This is a genomic window from Ancylobacter koreensis, from assembly GCF_023016525.1.
GTDB classification, from domain to species: domain Bacteria; phylum Pseudomonadota; class Alphaproteobacteria; order Rhizobiales; family Xanthobacteraceae; genus Ancylobacter; species Ancylobacter koreensis.
The window spans coordinates 63834-79088 of sequence record NZ_JALKCG010000008.1; the positions used below are offsets into that span (position 1 = coordinate 63834).

16 protein-coding genes and 2 riboswitches are annotated in these 15255 nt (G+C 69.7%); of the genes, 12 read left to right on the plus strand and 4 right to left on the minus strand.

What is annotated here, in order from left to right; translation table 11 throughout:
- Positions 1–49 precede the first annotated feature (49 nt).
- On the minus strand, positions 50–1111 hold the full coding sequence (cobW, locus tag MWN33_RS16570; protein WP_247202151.1) for a cobalamin biosynthesis protein CobW: 1062 nt from the start codon (positions 1109–1111) through the stop codon (positions 50–52).
- A 117-nt stretch (positions 1112–1228) separates the two neighbouring features.
- Positions 1229–1434: riboswitch (cobalamin riboswitch) on the minus strand.
- A gap of 91 nt (positions 1435–1525) precedes the next feature.
- A riboswitch (cobalamin riboswitch) is annotated at positions 1526–1743 on the plus strand.
- A 31-nt stretch (positions 1744–1774) separates the two neighbouring features.
- Between cobW and MWN33_RS16575 the strand changes: the two genes are divergently transcribed.
- The 6 genes from MWN33_RS16575 (at position 1775) to MWN33_RS16600 (ending at position 5797) form a co-directional block, all read left to right on the plus strand.
- Positions 1775–1972 (plus strand): CbtB domain-containing protein, encoded by a 198-nt coding sequence (locus MWN33_RS16575; RefSeq protein WP_247202152.1) that lies wholly within the window; start codon positions 1775–1777, stop codon positions 1970–1972.
- Positions 1973–1987: 15 nt separating this feature from the next.
- Complete coding sequence (locus tag MWN33_RS16580) at positions 1988–2710, plus strand: CbtA family protein (protein ID WP_247202153.1); 723 nt, start codon at positions 1988–1990, stop codon at positions 2708–2710.
- A 3-nt stretch (positions 2711–2713) separates the two neighbouring features.
- Entirely contained in the window at positions 2714–3217 is a 504-nt protein-coding gene (gene cobU / locus MWN33_RS16585; RefSeq protein ID WP_247202154.1) for a bifunctional adenosylcobinamide kinase/adenosylcobinamide-phosphate guanylyltransferase, read from the plus strand.
- Positions 3217–3831: a cob(I)yrinic acid a,c-diamide adenosyltransferase gene (cobO, locus tag MWN33_RS16590; protein ID WP_247202155.1), complete on the plus strand. Its 615-nt coding sequence runs from the start codon at positions 3217–3219 to the stop codon at positions 3829–3831. Before cobU ends, cobO begins: the two co-directional genes overlap by 1 nt.
- 123 nt (positions 3832–3954) lie before the next feature.
- Positions 3955–4179, plus strand: a complete 225-nt coding sequence (locus tag MWN33_RS16595) for an NINE protein (protein ID WP_247202156.1) — start codon at positions 3955–3957, stop codon at positions 4177–4179.
- Between the two features lie 136 nt (positions 4180–4315).
- The gene (locus MWN33_RS16600; RefSeq protein ID WP_247202157.1) at positions 4316–5797 is read left to right on the plus strand and encodes a cobyric acid synthase; all 1482 of its coding nucleotides are present in this window, start codon (positions 4316–4318) and stop codon (positions 5795–5797) included.
- A gap of 120 nt (positions 5798–5917) precedes the next feature.
- On the opposite strand, the gene cbiB is transcribed toward MWN33_RS16600, so the two are convergent.
- Positions 5918–6895, minus strand: a complete 978-nt coding sequence (gene cbiB / locus MWN33_RS16605) for an adenosylcobinamide-phosphate synthase CbiB (protein WP_247202158.1) — start codon at positions 6893–6895, stop codon at positions 5918–5920.
- 141 nt (positions 6896–7036) lie between these two features.
- On the opposite strand from cbiB, the gene recQ reads away from it, so the two are divergent.
- The 4 genes from recQ to tmpT all read left to right on the plus strand — a co-directional run bounded on the left by recQ (position 7037) and on the right by tmpT (position 11363).
- On the plus strand, positions 7037–8875 hold the full coding sequence (recQ, locus tag MWN33_RS16610) for a DNA helicase RecQ (RefSeq protein WP_247202159.1): 1839 nt from the start codon (positions 7037–7039) through the stop codon (positions 8873–8875).
- Positions 8876–9003: 128 nt separating this feature from the next.
- Positions 9004–9549, plus strand: a complete 546-nt coding sequence (locus MWN33_RS16615) for an SRPBCC family protein (protein WP_247202160.1) — start codon at positions 9004–9006, stop codon at positions 9547–9549.
- Positions 9550–9718: 169 nt separating this feature from the next.
- Positions 9719–10678, plus strand: coding sequence for a YVTN family beta-propeller repeat protein (locus tag MWN33_RS16620; RefSeq protein ID WP_247202161.1), 960 nt, complete (start codon positions 9719–9721; stop codon positions 10676–10678).
- Positions 10679–10724: 46 nt separating this feature from the next.
- Positions 10725–11363, plus strand: coding sequence for a thiopurine S-methyltransferase (gene tmpT / locus MWN33_RS16625; protein WP_247202162.1), 639 nt, complete (start codon positions 10725–10727; stop codon positions 11361–11363).
- Between the two features lie 34 nt (positions 11364–11397).
- Here tmpT and MWN33_RS16630 read toward each other — a convergent pair whose 3' ends face one another.
- On the minus strand, positions 11398–12498 hold the full coding sequence (locus tag MWN33_RS16630; protein ID WP_247202163.1) for a sulfate/molybdate ABC transporter ATP-binding protein: 1101 nt from the start codon (positions 12496–12498) through the stop codon (positions 11398–11400).
- Positions 12499–12720: 222 nt separating this feature from the next.
- Between MWN33_RS16630 and MWN33_RS16635 the strand changes: the two genes are divergently transcribed.
- Entirely contained in the window at positions 12721–13365 is a 645-nt protein-coding gene (locus tag MWN33_RS16635) for a GNAT family N-acetyltransferase (protein WP_247202164.1), read from the plus strand.
- An 11-nt stretch (positions 13366–13376) separates the two neighbouring features.
- Here the strand turns inward: MWN33_RS16635 and MWN33_RS16640 are convergent, their stop codons facing one another.
- Positions 13377–13775 (minus strand): flagellar export protein FliJ, encoded by a 399-nt coding sequence (locus MWN33_RS16640; protein WP_247202165.1) that lies wholly within the window; start codon positions 13773–13775, stop codon positions 13377–13379.
- 521 nt (positions 13776–14296) lie between these two features.
- Here MWN33_RS16640 and ctrA point away from each other — a divergent pair.
- Positions 14297–14998: a response regulator transcription factor CtrA gene (gene ctrA / locus MWN33_RS16645; protein WP_247202166.1), complete on the plus strand. Its 702-nt coding sequence runs from the start codon at positions 14297–14299 to the stop codon at positions 14996–14998.
- Positions 14999–15255: the final 257 nt, after the last annotated feature.

The window sequence follows — 15255 nt, forward strand, 5'->3', positions numbered from 1 at the left end:
CGGCCGTCCGAGATGACGAGTTCCGGGATGGCGCCCCAACGCTTTCGTTTCACGCCGGCACGCTCTCCCCGGCGAGGATCGCCTCCACCTTTGCCCGGTCGAGCCCCTTCAGGCCGATGGCGACGAGGCGGCCCGTGCGGGGACCGGCGCCCCACGGGCGGTCGAAATGATGCACCACGCGCGGGCCGACCGCCTGCACCAGAAGCCGCAGCGGCTTGCCGGAGACAGGCAGAAAACCCTTCACCCGCAGCACCTCGGCCTCCTCCGCTGCCCGCGCCACGCGCGCGGCGAACTCCACGGGATCGGCGATTTCGGGCACCTCGACGACGAAGCTGTCAAAGTCGTCATGGTCATGGTCGAGCTCGTCGTCGTGATGCGTCTTGCGGTTCTCGATGTCATCCTCGGTGCCGATGCCGAGCCCCATCAGGACCGCCGGGTCGATGCGCCCCTCGGTGACGGCGACCACGCGCACGCCCTTCGGCAGCTCGGCGTCGAGCGCCGCGCGGGCGCGCATCGCGCCGGCCTCGTCGATCAAGTCGGCCTTGGTCATGATCACCAGGTCGGCGCAGGCGATCTGGTCGTCGAACACCTCCTCGATCGGGTCGTCATGGTCGAGCACCACCTCGGTGGCGCGCTGCTCGGCCAGCGCGTCATGGTCATGCGCGACGCGGCCGGAAGCCAGCGCCTCGCCGTCGACCACCGCCACCACGCCGTCCACCGTCACCCGGCTCTTGATCGCCGGCCAGTGGAAGGCCTGAACCAGCGGCTTGGGTAGCGCGAGGCCGGAGGTCTCGATGAGGATGTGGTCGACCTTCGGCTCAAGGGCGAGGATGGCGTCGAGCGCGGGCACGAAATCGTCGGCGACGGTGCAGCAGATGCAGCCATTGGCCAGCTCGACGATGTTCTCCTCCGGGCAGGTGTCGATGCCGCATCCCTTCAGGATCTCGCCGTCGATGCCGACATCGCCGAACTCGTTGACGATGACCGCCAGCCGCCTGCCCTTCGCATTCTCCAGCACGTGGCGGATCAGCGTCGTCTTCCCCGAACCGAGGAAGCCGGTGACGATGGTGCAGGGCACGCGGTCGAGGGAGGTTCGGTCGGCAACGGACATGCGGCGTCTCCACGCAAAAAGGCAATCGCGGGATGCGCCGGTCGCGGAAGGAATTTCCGCGCGAAGCCTCCGGGTGTCCCCGGCGGCTCTGCCTGACTGCCGGGCACCCCGCCGGCACGCACGACCGGACCGCCGGCAGGTCTCCTGGCTCGCGGGTCGCCGCCTCGTCGCCGCCTTCCCGGAGAGCGTTCTCCAGTGGCTTTCGGCGCAGGCTCGCCGCTCACAGTTGCGGGGGCAGCTGCGGAATCGGGGCGTCGGAGCCCCCTCACCGCATTCCCTTTTCGTCCCTCCCGGAAGAGGAAACCGACGGTCGCCCCCACTAAAGGAGCGCGACGAGGGAAAGTCAAACGGCCATGGGTAGGGCGTGCCGGGCGTCGGGCCGACGATGCCATTGCGGCCCGCCGGCATGCCGCTATAGTCGCGGCTGTCGTCGGTTCCCGTGATGCGCACGGGACGCAAGACGGGAACGCGGTGGGGCGGAAACCTTCCTCGAAGGGAATCGCCGAATCCGCGGCTGCCCCCGCAACTGTGAGCGGCGAGCCCTCCTCCATCGGCCACTGGCGCAAGCCGGGAAGGCGGAGACGGGGCCGTGACCCGCGAGCCAGGAGACCGGCCGTCGACAGAACCGCAACGGCCCTCGGGTGGAGGGCCAAAGGAGCTGCCATGACGACCCATAACAGCCGCGACGCGGCTGCCTCCCACGATTCGCTGCACAGCTCGCTCGCCTCGCGCGCTTTGCAGATCACCTTCGCCGCCCTGCTCGGCGTTTTCGTGCTCGGCGGGGTGGGCTTCTCCCACATCAGCGCCGTGCACAACGCGACGCACGACGTGCGCCACGCCAACGCCTTCCCCTGCCACTGATCCGGGGGAACCATCATGTCGCTTTTCAGGACGATTCTGTTCGTCGCCGCGCTTGCCGGCATCGGCACGGGCCTCATCGCCTCGGCGCTGCACCTGTTCACCACCGTGCCGCTGATCCTTCAGGCCGAGACCTTCGAGAACGCCGGCGAGGAGACCGCCCCCGCCGTCACTACGGACGTGCACGAGCACGCGCCCGGCACCGCCGCCCACTCGCATGACGAGGAGGAATGGGGCCCGGCCGACGGGATCGAGCGCAACGGCCTCACCGTCATCTTCACCGTGCTCACCGGCTTCGGCTTCGGCCTGCTGCTCGTGGCCGCGAGCGAGATCGCCGGCGGGCTCAAGGGCTGGCATCAGGGCCTGCTCTGGGGCCTCGCGGGCTTCGCCGCCTTCACGGTGGCGCCCGGCCTCGGCCTGCCGCCCGAACTGCCGGCCATGCCGGCCGCCGACCTTGCCGCCCGCCAGCTCTGGTGGGTCGGCACGGTGGCGGCGACGGCGGGCGGGCTCGCGCTGATCGCCTTCGGCCGCTCGCCGCTGCTCGCGGTGCTCGGCGTGGCGCTGGTCCTCGCCCCGCATGTCATCGGCGCCCCGCAGCCCGACAGCCATGAGAGCCCAATCCCCGAGGCGCTGCACCACAGCTTCGTGGTGGCGAGCGTGGCGGTCAGCTTCGTGTTCTGGGCGCTGCTCGGCGGGCTCGCCGGCTGGTTGCGGCCGCGGCTGGCGCGCCCGGCGGGCTGAGGCATGGGCCTCACCCTCGTCCTCGGCGGCGCCCGCTCCGGCAAGAGCGCACACGCCGAGGTGCTGGTCGCGCAGGCGGCCCCGCCCTGGAGCTACCTCGCCACCGCGCAGGCGTGGGACGACGAGATGGTGGAGCGCATCGCGCTCCACCGTTCCCGGCGCGGCGGGGAATGGCAGACGCTCGACGTGCCGCACGAGCTCGCGGGTGCGCTCGGCGCGCTGCCGTCGGAGAGGCCCGTGCTGGTCGACTGCCTCACGCTGTGGCTCACCAACCGCATGCTGGCGGAGGCCGATGTCGCCGCCGAGAGCGCCGCCCTTGCCGACGCCCTCGCCGCCCGCGCGGGCGTCACGGTCGCCGTCTCCAACGAGGTGGGCCTGTCCATCGTGCCGGACAACGCGCTGGCCCGCCGCTTCCGCGACGCGCAGGGCCGGCTCAACCAGATGGTCGCCGCCCGCGCCGAGGCCGTGATCTTCATGGTCGCCGGCCTGCCCGTGAAAGTGAAGTGATGAGCGATATCTCGCCCGAGGAAGCCGCCCGCCACCGCGCCAAGATGGAAAAGCGCAAGGCGGTGCAGGACGCGGAAGTGGCGGAGAAGACAGCCGAAAAGGGCCTGCTGATCGTCCACACCGGCCCCGGCAAGGGCAAGTCCACCGCCGCCTTCGGCCTCGCCCTGCGGGTGCTCGGGCACGGGGGGCGCGTCGGCGTGGTGCAGTTCATCAAGGGCGCCTGGCACTCAGGCGAGCGGGATGCGCTCGCGACCTTCGGCGGGCGAGTGGAGTGGCACTCGATGGGCGAGGGCTTCACCTGGGAGACGCAGGACCTCGCCCGCGACATCGCCGCCGCGCAGCGAGCCTGGCAGAAGGCGCGCGAGCTGATGGCCGATCCCTCGGTCGGGCTTCTCATCCTCGACGAGCTGAACATCGCCCTGCGCTACGACTACCTGCCCCTCGACGAGGTGGTGGCCGCCCTCTCCGCCCGGCGGGAGGGGCTGCACGTCGTCGTCACCGGCCGGAACGCGAAACCCGCGCTGATCGAAGCCGCCGATCTCGTCACCGAAATGGCGCTGGTGAAGCACCACTTCAAAGCCGGGGTAAAGGCGCAGCAGGGCATCGAGTTCTGATGCGCGCCCGTGCCGCCGGAAACGGAAATTGCACCCCGCGATCTCGCAATTCCGCCGCGACATCCCCATGTCATTGGCGGCGCCGGATGATGCGGCGCAACGCTTTCATGGAGAAACGCCTCGATGCGTTCGACCCCCGTCGCCTATCTGTTCTGGCTCTTCGGCCTGATCGGCATTTGCGGCATCCATCGCTTCTATACCGGCCGCTACTGGACCGGCGCGCTCTGGCTGCTGACCCTCGGCCTGCTGGGCATCGGCCAGATCGTCGACCTGTTCCTGATCCCCGGCATGGTGCGCGAAGCGAATCTCGAGCGCCGCGTGGACTATCTGGAGGCCCGGCGCGGCTGAGGCGCCTTACGACGTCATCCCCGGGTCTGGCCCGGGGATCCACGGCTTTCCCTCTAGCGCCGCGCTCCTCGAAGACGTGGATGGCCGGGTCAAGCCCGGCCATGACGGCGGCTCAGAGCTGTCGGGGAGAGGGAGCATGACCGCTCCTCCCCTCCATAAACCCCTCGCCCTCATGTTCCAGGGCACCGGCTCGGATGTCGGCAAGTCGCTGATCGTCGCCGGCCTCGCCCGCGCCTTCACCGATCGCGGGCTGAAGGTGCGCCCCTTCAAGCCGCAGAACATGTCGAACAATGCCGCCGTCACCGCCGATGGCGGCGAGATCGGCCGTGCGCAGGCGCTGCAGGCCCGCGCGGCGCGCATTCCCCCCTCCGTCCACATGAATCCCGTGCTGCTGAAGCCGCAGAGCGAGATCGGCGCTCAGGTGGTGGTGCAGGGCCGCGCGCGCGGCACCGCGAAGGCGGCCGACTACCAGAAGCTCAAGCCCGCGCTGATGGAGGCGGTGCTGGAGAGCTACGCCCATCTTGCCGGCGAGGCCGACCTCGTGCTGGTCGAGGGTGCCGGCTCGGCGTCCGAGATCAACCTGCGCGCCAACGACATCGCCAATATGGGTTTTTCCCGCGCGGCGAACGTCCCCGTCATCCTCATTGGCGACATCGACCGTGGCGGCGTCATCGCCAGCCTCGTTGGCACGAAGGCGGTGCTGCCGCCGGAGGATGCCGCGATGATCGCCGGCTTCCTCGTCAACCGCTTTCGCGGCGATCCCTCCCTCTTCGCCTCCGGCATGGACGAGATCGCGCAGCGCACCGGCTGGGAAGCGCTCGGCCTCATCCCCTTTTTCGCGGACGCCCGCCGCCTGCCGGCCGAGGACGCGCTTGCGCTCGACGCCGCCCGTGCCGCCAAGCCGGGCGCGACGGTGAGGATCGCCGTGCCTCTGCTGCCGCGCATCGCCAATTTCGACGACCTCGATCCGCTCGACGCCGAGCCCGGCGTCGAGGTGGTGCGCGTGCGCCCCGGCACGCCGCTGCCGGCCGACGCGGCGCTGGTCATCCTGCCGGGCTCCAAATCGACCATCCCCGACCTTCAGGATTTCCGCCGCGGGGGCTGGGACATCGACCTCCTCGCCCATATCAGGCGCGGGGGACGGGTGCTGGGGCTTTGCGGCGGCTACCAGATGCTCGGCCGCACATTGGCCGATCCCGAGGGCATCGAGGGCCCGCCCGGCACCGTTCCCGGCCTCGGCCTGCTCGACGTCGACACCGTGCTGTCGGGCGAGAAGCGCCTCGTCGCCGTCACCGGCATGGCGGGCGGCGTGCCCTTCGCGGGCTACGAGATGCATATGGGCGCGACGGAAGGCCCCGGCCGCGCCCGCCCGTTCGCGCAGATCGACGGCGAGGGGCCGGAAGGCGCGGTCTCAAAGGATGGGCGCATCGCCGGCACCTATGCGCACGGCCTGTTCGCCGACGACCGCCAGCGCGGCCGCTGGCTGGAGACGCTCGGCGCGGCACCGGCCGGCCTCGACTACGAGGCCGGGGTGGAAGCGACGCTCGACGCGCTGGCCGCGCACCTCGCCCGCCATATCGACCTCGACCGCCTGCTGGAAATCGCGCGACGCGGCTGAGCACCACCCCCGTACGTCATCCCGGCCGCCGCGAAGCGGAGAGCCGGGATCGTCCCCCGCTTCGCGGCACGCGATCCCGGATCGGCCTGCGGTCGTCCGGGATGACGGTCCCTTCATCCCTCACCAGCTTAGCGCGGCGAAGGCGAGCACGGCGACCAGCGTCACCAGTACCCCGTCGGCAGCGCGGTAGAGCCGCAGCGCCCGGCGTATGTCGTCGGCGGTGCATTCGTAGCGCCCGCCTTCACCCATCAGCCCGTCCACCGAGAGCTTGCCGCCATAGTAGCGCGGCCCGGCGATGGCGATGCCGAGCGCGCCGGCCATCGCCGCCTCCGGCCAGCCGGCATTGGGCGAGCGGTGGCGAGCGGCATCGCGGCGCATCGCCGCCCAGCCATGCAGGGGCGAGGCGCCCGGCACGAAGAAGGCGCCGGCCACTACGAGAACGCCGGCGAGCCGGGAGGCCGGCAGGTTGATCAGGTCGTCGAAGCGCGCCGAGGCCCAGCCGAAATCGCCATGCCGTGCGTCGCGATGGCCGATCATGCTGTCGGCGGTGTTCACCGCCTTGTAGACCGCCCCGCCGGCCAGCCCGCCGACCGCCATCCACAGTGCCGGCGCCACCACGCCGTCGGAGAAGTTCTCGGCGAGGCTCTCGATGGCGGCGCGCGCCACCCCCGCCTCGTCGAGCGCCTCCGGATCGCGCCCGACGATGTGCGACACCTCCCGCCGCCCGGCCTCCAGGCTCACGTCGAGCCCGTCGGCCACCTTGCCCACATAGTGATGCAGGCTTCGCTGGGCGAACAGCGTCGAGCCGGCAAAGGCGGCGTAGAGGAAGCCGAGCGGCAACAGCATCAATAGCTTCTGCAACCCCAGCCCCGCCGCCGCGCTCAGCCCGACGATGAGGAGGAGCGAGACCACGCCGGCGATGCGGCGCTGGCCGGGCGTCTCGCTGTCGAGGTTGAAATTGCGGTCCAGCGCGGCGATAAGCCGGCCGATCCACATCACTGGATGCCCCGCCCGCGCCAGCAGAATCGCGGGATAGCCGATCGCGGCCTCGAACAGCAGCGCCGCCAGCGTTAAACCGAGAGTAAGTTCGAGGCTCATCGGAAGTGATTCTCTGTGAGGGCGCTTCCGCGACGCTGCGAATCCGGCGCCCGCGCGGTTCCACCATTTCCGCCCGCGCGCGCGCCATCAAGACCCAGCCGGCGCGCCCGCCGCGCCATCAACCGGGACGACGCCCGCCGCATGAACGTGCCCGTCACCTCCACGCACGGCATCCTGCCGCCGCCCATCGAGGCGGCCAAGCGCGCGCGCCTCGCCGAGGTGTTCGGCTTCGACCGTTTCCGCCCCGGCCAGCAGGACGTGGTGGATTCGGTGCTGGCGGGTGTGCCGACGCTGGCGGTGATGCCCACGGGCGCGGGCAAGTCGCTGTGCTACCAGCTCCCCGCGCTGGTGCTGGGCGGCATCTCCATCGTCGTCTCGCCGCTCATCGCGCTCATGGACGATCAGGTCAACGCGCTGAAATTGCAGGGCGTCGCCGCCGAGGCCATCCACTCGGGAAAATCCCGCGAGGAAAACGTTGCGATCTGGCGCCGCGTGGCGGCCGGCGAGGTGCGCCTGCTCTATCTCGCCCCCGAGCGGCTGATGACCGAGCGCATGCTCGCCGCCCTCTCGCGCCTGCCGCTCGGCCTCGTGGCGGTGGACGAGGCGCACTGCATCTCGCAATGGGGCCATTCCTTCCGCAATGAATATCTGGAGCTCGGCAAGCTGCGCGAGATGTTCCCCGGCATCCCGCTGGTCGCGCTCACCGCCACTGCCGACCGTGCGACCCGCGACGACATCGTGGAGCGCCTGTTCGGCGGGCAGGCGCGGGTGTTCGTCTCCGGCTTCGACCGGCCCAACATCTTCATCGGCGTCGAGGACAAGAAGGACCCGGCGCGCCAGATCGAGAGCTTCGTGCGCGCCCGCGAGGGCCTGTCGGGCATCGTCTACCGCATCTCGCGCAAGAAAGTGGAGGAGACAGCGGAACGCCTGTCCGCCGCCGGCATCCGCGCCCTGCCCTACCATGCCGGGCTGACGCCCGAGGTCCGCGCCGCCAATCAGGAGGTCTTCCTCGCCGAGGACGGGGTGGTGATGGTCGCCACCGTCGCCTTCGGCATGGGTATCGACAAGTCGGATGTGCGCTACGTGCTGCACGCCGACGCGCCGGGCACGCTGGAGGCCTATTATCAGGAGATCGGCCGCGCCGGGCGCGACGGCCAGCCCGCCGAGGCGCTGCTGCTCTATTCCGCCGGCGACATCGCCACCCGCCGCCGCTTCCTGGACGAGGAACCCTCCCCGCCCGAGCGCAAGATGGTGGAGGCACGCCGGCTCGACGCCATGGTCGGCTTCTGCGAGGCGGTCACGTGCCGGCGCGCCGTGCTGCTCGGCTATTTCGGCGAGCGGGCGAGGGCCTGCGGGACCTGCGACGTCTGCCGCGACCCGCCGCAGGTGGTCGACGCCAGCCGCGACGCCCAGCTCGCCCTGCGCATCGTGCGCGCCACCGGTGAGCGCTACGGCGCCGCCTACATCGCCAGCGTCGTCACCGGCCAGCGCACCGATCCGCTGTGCGCGCGTGGCCATGACCGCCTGGCCGAGTTCGGCGCCGGCGCCGACAAGCCCGCCACCGATTGGCGCGCCCTGCTGCGCCAGCTCGTCGCCACCAATGCGCTGCACGCCGACCCCGAGCGCTTCGGCGCGCTCACCCTCACCGAGACCGGCCTCGCCGTGCTCGGCGGCACCCGCGCCGTGACGCTGCGCGCGCCCACGCGCCGCAAGCGCGAGCGCTTCGCCCGCAGCGAAAGCGGCGCCGAACTGGCGCCGGCCGAGGCGGCGCTGCTCGGCAAGCTGAAGGCGCTGCGCCGCGAACTCGCCGCCGAGCGCAACGTGCCGGCCTATGTGGTCTTCGCCGACCGCACGCTGGAGGAGATGGCGGTGGAGCATCCGCGTACCCGCACCGAGCTCGCCGGCATCAAGGGCGTCGGCGCCGCCAAGCTGGAAGCCTTCGGCGCCGCGTTTCTTAAGATTCTCAAAGAATTCTCTTAGAGAATTCAAATAATAAAATCGGGAAGTTTTTCACCGACTGGAGAGTTCACGAACGTCGATTCCATCCCTAGACTGCCGGTCAACGGACCCGAATAGTCCGCGAAGAAAACTGCTCCGGGATGGAAACGATGAAGTTTGAACTGTTCACGGCGGCGCTGGCCGCCACCTCCTTGCTGGCTGCTGTCGGCACCGCCTCCGCACATGGCCCGACCCGCCAGAAGATCTCCGAAAGCGTCGTCATCAACGCGGCGCCGGAGAAGGTCTGGGGTGTGGTGTCGAACTTCCAGGACGGCGGCTGGATTCCGGTGGTCGCCAAGACCGAGGGCACCGGCGGCAACGCCCCCGGCGCCAAGCGCACGCTGACGCTGAAGAATGGCGCGACGGTCGAGGAAGAAGTCGCCAAGCTCGAACCCGAGAAGATGACCCTCATGTACCGCATCGACAAGGTCGACGTGGCGGTGCTGCCGGTCACCAATTATTCCTCCTGGCTGGTGGTGACGCCCGAGGACGGCGGCGCCAAGTCCAAGGTGGAGTGGCGCGGCGCCTTCTACCGCGGCTACCCCAACAACGATCCCCCGCCGGAGCTGAACGACGAGGCCGCCATCAACGCGGTGACCGGGCTCTACAAGGCCGGTCTCGAGTCGCTGAAGAAGCAGATCGAAGGCGGCAGCTGAGCCTCGGGCGACAGCGGTGTCGATAACGGGCGGCCTTTCCCCCTCTCCCCGACGGGGCGAGGGAAAGAGCGTGGATGGCCGGGCCAGACCCGGCCATGACGGTGTTTCAGTGGGACAGGCCGCCATCGGAGGTTCGTCATGCCCGGGCTTGACCCGGGCATCCAGGCCTTTGGCCGCTACGCTCGCCGCCCTCCTCCTCCTCGCCACTTCGCTCCTTGCCTGCCCACCGGCCCGCGCGGACGAGGCCTTCATCACCTCGCAGCCGGCGGAAACCCTGTCCGTCGTCGATCTCGACACGCTCAAGGTCGTCGCCACCCTGCCTGTTCCAGGCAAGCCGGCCGGCATCGCGGTGTCGCCGGACGGGCGGCGCGCCTTCGTCACCTCGCCGGACGGCAAGGCGCTGAGCATCGTCGACACGGCGGCGCGAAGCGTCATCCGCCGCGTCGAGGTCGGCGGCGGCCCGCTCGGCGTCGCCGTGCACCCCTCCGGCAATCCGGCCTATGTCGCCGACTGGTACAAGGCGCGCATCGTGGCGGTGGACGCCGGGACCGGCGCCCTTGCCGGCGAGGTGGCGGTCGGCAATTCGCCCTCCGGGCTGGCGGTGACGCCGGACGGCACGCTGCTGGTTTCGGCCGACCGCGATTCCGATGAGATCAGCCTCGTCGACACACGCAGCCTCACCCGCCTCGCCTCCATTCCCGTCGGCAGCCGCCCCTTCGGCGTCACCATCGACGCGGAGGGCCGGCGCGCCTACACCGCCAATGTCGGCTCCAACGACGTGACGGTGATCGACCTCGCCGCCCGCCGGGTGGTCGGCACGGTGAAGGTGGGCCAGCGGCCTTATGCGGTGGCGCTGGCCGGCGGTCGCGCTTTCGTCACGGACCAGTACGACTCTACGGTGAGCGTGTTCGACCTCGCCACCTTAGGCAAGGTTGAGACAATTCCCGTCGGGGACTATCCCGAAGGCATCGCCGCGAGCCGCGACGGCGCCCTCGTCTATGTGGCGTGCTGGGAGAGCAACACGCTGGGGGTGATCGACGCGAAGACGCTCAGGCTCGTCGCGGAGGTTCCCGTCGCCGACGGTCCGCGGGCCTTCGGCGCCTTCATCCGGCGCACCCCGCCGGACTGAGCGGCGGATCGAGAGATTTGGAACGACAGACGCGGGACGCGAAGCGATGGACGAGCAGTTCTGGCACCGCAAGTGGCGCGACAACGAGATCGGCTTCCACCGGGAGGACGCCAACCCGCTCCTGCTGCACCATCTGCCCGCGCTCGGCCTCGCCACCGATGCGCGGCTGCTGCTGCCGCTCTGCGGCAAGACGCGCGACATTGGCTGGCTGCTGGCGCAGGGCCACGAGGTGGTCGGCTCGGAACTGAGCGAACTCGCCGTCGAGCAGCTCTTCGAGGAGCTCGGCGTGAAGCCCGAAATCGCCGATGATGGCCCGCTGCGCCGCTTCGACGCCGAGCGGCTCACCGTTTTCGCCGGCAATTTCTTCGATCTGGACCGCCACAGGCTCGGCACGGTCGACGCGGTGTATGACCGCGCCGCCATCGTCGCCCTGCCCGAGGCGATGCGCGAGCGCTATGCCGGCCATCTGATACATCTGACCCACACCGCGCCGCAGCTCGTCGTCACCTTCGAGTACGACCCCTCGCGGCTGGTCGGCCCGCCCTTCGCGGTGCCGGAAGCCGAGCTGCGCCGCCACTACGGCACGGCCTACCGCGTCGCCTGCCTCGGCCGGCACGAGCTGAAGGAAGGGCTGCGCGGCGTGACGCCGGTAACCGAAGCGGTCTGGCGCCTGGAGCGGCGCTGAGGCACCACGCGCCAGCCCGTCCGGCACGGCCGGATCAGATCGCGTATTCGCCGGTCTGCTGCGCCGCCGGGGCGCGGCAGTCGACACCGGTGCCGCCATTGGCGAACAGCCGAGCGCGGTCGAGCCGCACCGCCACCGCCTCGCCGATGGGCACCCGCACGGTCGGGGCGATATCGGCTTCGAACAGCGCCGTACCCACCTCGATCTCGACGCGGCGAATGGCGCCGTGGCGGCGGAAGGCGCGCACCCGGCCCTTCAGCCCCGGCGTGCCCGGCAGGCCGAGCGAGACGTCCTGCGGGCGGACATAGACGAGGCCCGGCCCGTCCGGTACGGGCTGGGTCGCTGCCGCGATGGGCGTGTCGCCGGCGAAGGCGACGCCGTCCTTCAGCTCGACCTCGATGCGGCTCGATTCGCCCATGAAGCCGAACACCGCCGCCGTCTCCGGCCGGTCATAGACGTCGTCCGGCGTGCCGACCTGCTCGATCTTGCCCTTGCCCATCACCACCACGCGGTCGGCCAGCTCCAGCGCCTCCTCCTGGTCGTGGGTCACGAACAGGGTGGTGTGGCCGGTGCGGTCGTGCAGCTCGCGCAGCCATTTGCGCAGTTCCTTGCGCACCAGCGCGTCGAGCGCGCCGAACGGCTCGTCGAGAAGAAGCACCTTCGGCTCGATGGCCAGAGCGCGGGCAAGCGCCACGCGCTGGCGCTGGCCACCGGAGAGCTGGGCCGGGAAGCGACCGCCGAAATCGTCGAGCTGCACCAGCGCCAGCAGGTCGGCCACGCGCGTGCGGATCTCCGCCTCCGAGGGGCGCTCGGCGCGCGGGCGCGAGCGCAGCCCGAAGGCGACGTTCTCGAACACCGTCATGTGGCGGAACAGGGCGTAGTTCTGGAACACGAAGCCGATGCCGCGCCGGCGCACCGGCACGGAGAGCGCGTTGTGCCCATCGAACAGCACGCGGCCATGGCTCGGCTGCTCCAGACCGGCGACGATGCGCAGAAGCGTGGTCTTGCCGGAGCCGGAGGGCCCGAGCAGCGCCACCAGCTCGCTCGGCTGCACCTCCAGCGACACGTTGGAAAGCGCCGGCGCGCCGCTGCCGAAGCTCTTGCCGACCTGGTCGATGGTGACGGCGACCGTCATGAATTCACTCTCAATAGATGTACTAAATCGAATTATCCGCAAGATATCTGAAAATTCGCCGCTGTGAACCCCGGCGAGGTCATAATGTCCGCGCAGCTCCCGCGCGCCGGCCCTTTCTCGCGCTCGGAATCCCTTCGCCCAGGGGGCAATTTACAATGGCCGCGTCCGGCCGGCACGCCGCCGCTTCCCCGCCGCGCGCGAAGCCTGTATGCCTCGGCCATCATGACCGACACGCCCATCCCCGCCCCGCGCGCGCTCAATCTCGACGGCTACACCGCGCTGCCGCCCGGCAAGAACGCGACCGTCGTCACCTTTCTGGAGATGCGTGCGCCGCCCGTCCCGCTCGCCGAGCGCGCGGAGGAGGGCTTCCGCCTGCGCCACGTCACGAAGCCGGATACCGAATGGTACCGCACCCTGTTCCGCGCCATCGGCGAGGACTGGCTGTGGTTCTCCCGCGCGCGGATGGACGATGCGGCGCTGGCGGCGATCATCGCCGATCCGCAGGTGGAGATCTATGTGCTGGAGCGGGAGGGCGCAGGTGGGAGCGAACGCGATCTCGGCCTCGTCGAACTCGACTTCCGCCAGCCCGGCGAGGCGGAGCTCGCCTTCTTCGGCGTTGTGCCGGCCCTTGTCGGCGTCGGCGCCGGGCGCTTCATGATCAACCGCGCCAATGAACGGGCCTGGTCGCGCGGCATATCGCGCTTCTTCGTGCACACCTGCACGAACGACCATCCGGGCGCCCTCGGCTTCTACCGCAAGGCGGGCTTCGTGCCGGTGGCGCAGTCGATCGAGGTGGTGGACGATCCGCGCCTCACCGGCGCGCTGCCGCGCGGGGCCGCCCCGCACATCCCGATCGTCGGCGGCTAGGGCGGGAAAGCTCAGAGCGAGAGGCTGGCCCGGGCGCGGCCGGCGATGCTGCGCGGCGGCGTCTCGACCGGGGCTTCGGCGCGCTCGCGCTCGCCCAGCGCCTCGACCTTCTTCAGCTCGTCCAGCGCGTCCTCATAGGCGAGACGCGCCTCCTCGTGCTGGCCCTTCAGCTCGTCGGCCGAGCGGCGCAGATTGTCGCGGCGGGTAGCGGCGGCGCGGGCATAGGTGGAATACGCGAAATGCTGCGTGTCGGTGATGCCGGTGCGCTTTTCCTCCGCCTCGATCTCCCGCTCCAGATCGCGCGACATGCGGTCGAAATCCGCGATCATCGTCTCGATCTGGGCGAAGTGGCGGCGCTTTTCCTCCGCCTGGAAACGCTTGAGGCGGGTGAGGGTGTCGAGCGACTTCATGACCGGCTAACTCCGCTATCGGGCCGGCGACGCGCGCCCGAGGGGGCCTGCGCCATCCGGTTCGAGCCGCCTTTACGCGGCGGCAGAGGGCATTCTGGCGGACAGATGTTGCCGCTTCCTTACTCTTTTGTCGCAAACGGTAGCCCACGACCGGGAAAGCGTGCGCGGCCCGTCGGTTGGAAACGATTTGTTTACCGGGCTCGTTAATGATCGGGGCAACGTCCGGTGTGACGGCCGCTTGCGCGAAAGCGTGAGTCGGCTGACTCACTTAGGCTGATTTTCTAAGGTTCGACTTCAACATCCGGGTCGCCAGATTCGGGTTTCTGAACAACCTCTTGCGATAAGACTCGAAGAAAACTTCAGTCTCCGCTTGTGCTCGGGAATCTGAGTTTGTTACCCCTGTTGCAAGAAGTAACGAATCGGTGAGTCGGGCCGGGCGCGGGGTGGGGTCGCGCTCAGTCTGGAAGTGTCCGGTTGAGCGCTTAAACCCCCCGGGGCCATGGCGAGGGAAGGGGATTGGCATGCGCGTCTTGCTCATCGAGGACGACCGCGCGACCGCGCAGAGCATCGAACTGATGCTCAAGTCCGAGAACTTCAATGTCTACACGACCGATCTGGGCGAGGAAGGCGTCGATCTCGGCAAGCTCTACGACTACGACATCATCCTGCTGGACCTGAATCTGCCCGACATGTCGGGCTACGACGTGCTCAAGGGCCTGCGCGTCGCCAAGGTGAAGACGCCGATCCTCATCCTCTCCGGCCTCGCCGGCATCGAGGACAAGGTGAAGGGCCTCGGCTTCGGCGCCGACGACTACCTCACCAAGCCGTTCCACAAAGACGAGCTGGTCGCCCGCATCCATGCCATCGTGCGCCGCTCCAAGGGGCACGCCCAGTCGGTCATCACCACCGGCGACCTCGTGGTCAATCTGGACACCAAGACGGTCGAGGTCGCGGGCAACCGCGTGCATCTCACCGGCAAGGAATACCAGATGCTGGAGCTGCTCTCGCTGCGCAAGGGCACCACGCTGACCAAGGAGATGTTCCTCAATCATCTCTATGGCGGCATGGACGAGCCCGAGCTCAAGATCATCGACGTGTTCATCTGCAAGCTGCGCAAGAAGCTCGCCAACGCCTCCGACGGCCACAACTTCATCGAGACGGTGTGGGGCCGCGGCTATGTGTTGCGCGAGATGGGCGAGCCTGAACAGCGCATCTCGGCCTGAGGGCCGGATCCGAACCCGAGCGGCGAGGCGCGACACCCGCCTCCCCAACTCAAGCCCCGCCGCAAGGCGGGGTTTTTGTTTGGGCGGCAGGTGTTTGATCCCGGCTGAGCAGGCCCTTCCCCACTGCCGTCATCCCGGCCGAGCGGAGCGAGAGCCGGGATCGCTTCCCATGCCGGGCGCGATCCCGGATCGGCCGTTCCGGCCGTCCGGCATGACGAGTGGTCGACTGCCCCGAACCCCGCCCGGATCGGTCCGGG

What these genes read in the sequence shown, in the direction of transcription:
- MWN33_RS16580 (WP_247202153.1), top strand. Translation starts at nt 1,988, where the DNA reads ATGTCGCTTTTCAGGACGATTCTGTTCGTCGCCGCGCTTGCCGGCATC.
- MWN33_RS16595 (WP_247202156.1), top strand. Translation starts at nt 3,955, where the DNA reads ATGCGTTCGACCCCCGTCGCCTATCTGTTCTGGCTCTTCGGCCTGATC.
- ctrA (WP_247202166.1), top strand. Translation starts at nt 14,297, where the DNA reads ATGCGCGTCTTGCTCATCGAGGACGACCGCGCGACCGCGCAGAGCATC.
- recQ (WP_247202159.1), top strand. Translation starts at nt 7,037, where the DNA reads ATGAACGTGCCCGTCACCTCCACGCACGGCATCCTGCCGCCGCCCATC.
- cobU (WP_247202154.1), top strand. Translation starts at nt 2,714, where the DNA reads ATGGGCCTCACCCTCGTCCTCGGCGGCGCCCGCTCCGGCAAGAGCGCA.
- cobW (WP_247202151.1), bottom strand. Translation starts at nt 1,111, where the DNA reads ATGTCCGTTGCCGACCGAACCTCCCTCGACCGCGTGCCCTGCACCATC.
- MWN33_RS16640 (WP_247202165.1), bottom strand. Translation starts at nt 13,775, where the DNA reads ATGAAGTCGCTCGACACCCTCACCCGCCTCAAGCGTTTCCAGGCGGAG.
- MWN33_RS16615 (WP_247202160.1), top strand. Translation starts at nt 9,004, where the DNA reads ATGAAGTTTGAACTGTTCACGGCGGCGCTGGCCGCCACCTCCTTGCTG.
- cobO (WP_247202155.1), top strand. Translation starts at nt 3,217, where the DNA reads ATGAGCGATATCTCGCCCGAGGAAGCCGCCCGCCACCGCGCCAAGATG.
- tmpT (WP_247202162.1), top strand. Translation starts at nt 10,725, where the DNA reads ATGGACGAGCAGTTCTGGCACCGCAAGTGGCGCGACAACGAGATCGGC.
- MWN33_RS16575 (WP_247202152.1), top strand. Translation starts at nt 1,775, where the DNA reads ATGACGACCCATAACAGCCGCGACGCGGCTGCCTCCCACGATTCGCTG.
- cbiB (WP_247202158.1), bottom strand. Translation starts at nt 6,895, where the DNA reads ATGAGCCTCGAACTTACTCTCGGTTTAACGCTGGCGGCGCTGCTGTTC.
- MWN33_RS16635 (WP_247202164.1), top strand. Translation starts at nt 12,721, where the DNA reads ATGACCGACACGCCCATCCCCGCCCCGCGCGCGCTCAATCTCGACGGC.
- MWN33_RS16600 (WP_247202157.1), top strand. Translation starts at nt 4,316, where the DNA reads ATGACCGCTCCTCCCCTCCATAAACCCCTCGCCCTCATGTTCCAGGGC.
- MWN33_RS16630 (WP_247202163.1), bottom strand. Translation starts at nt 12,498, where the DNA reads ATGACGGTCGCCGTCACCATCGACCAGGTCGGCAAGAGCTTCGGCAGC.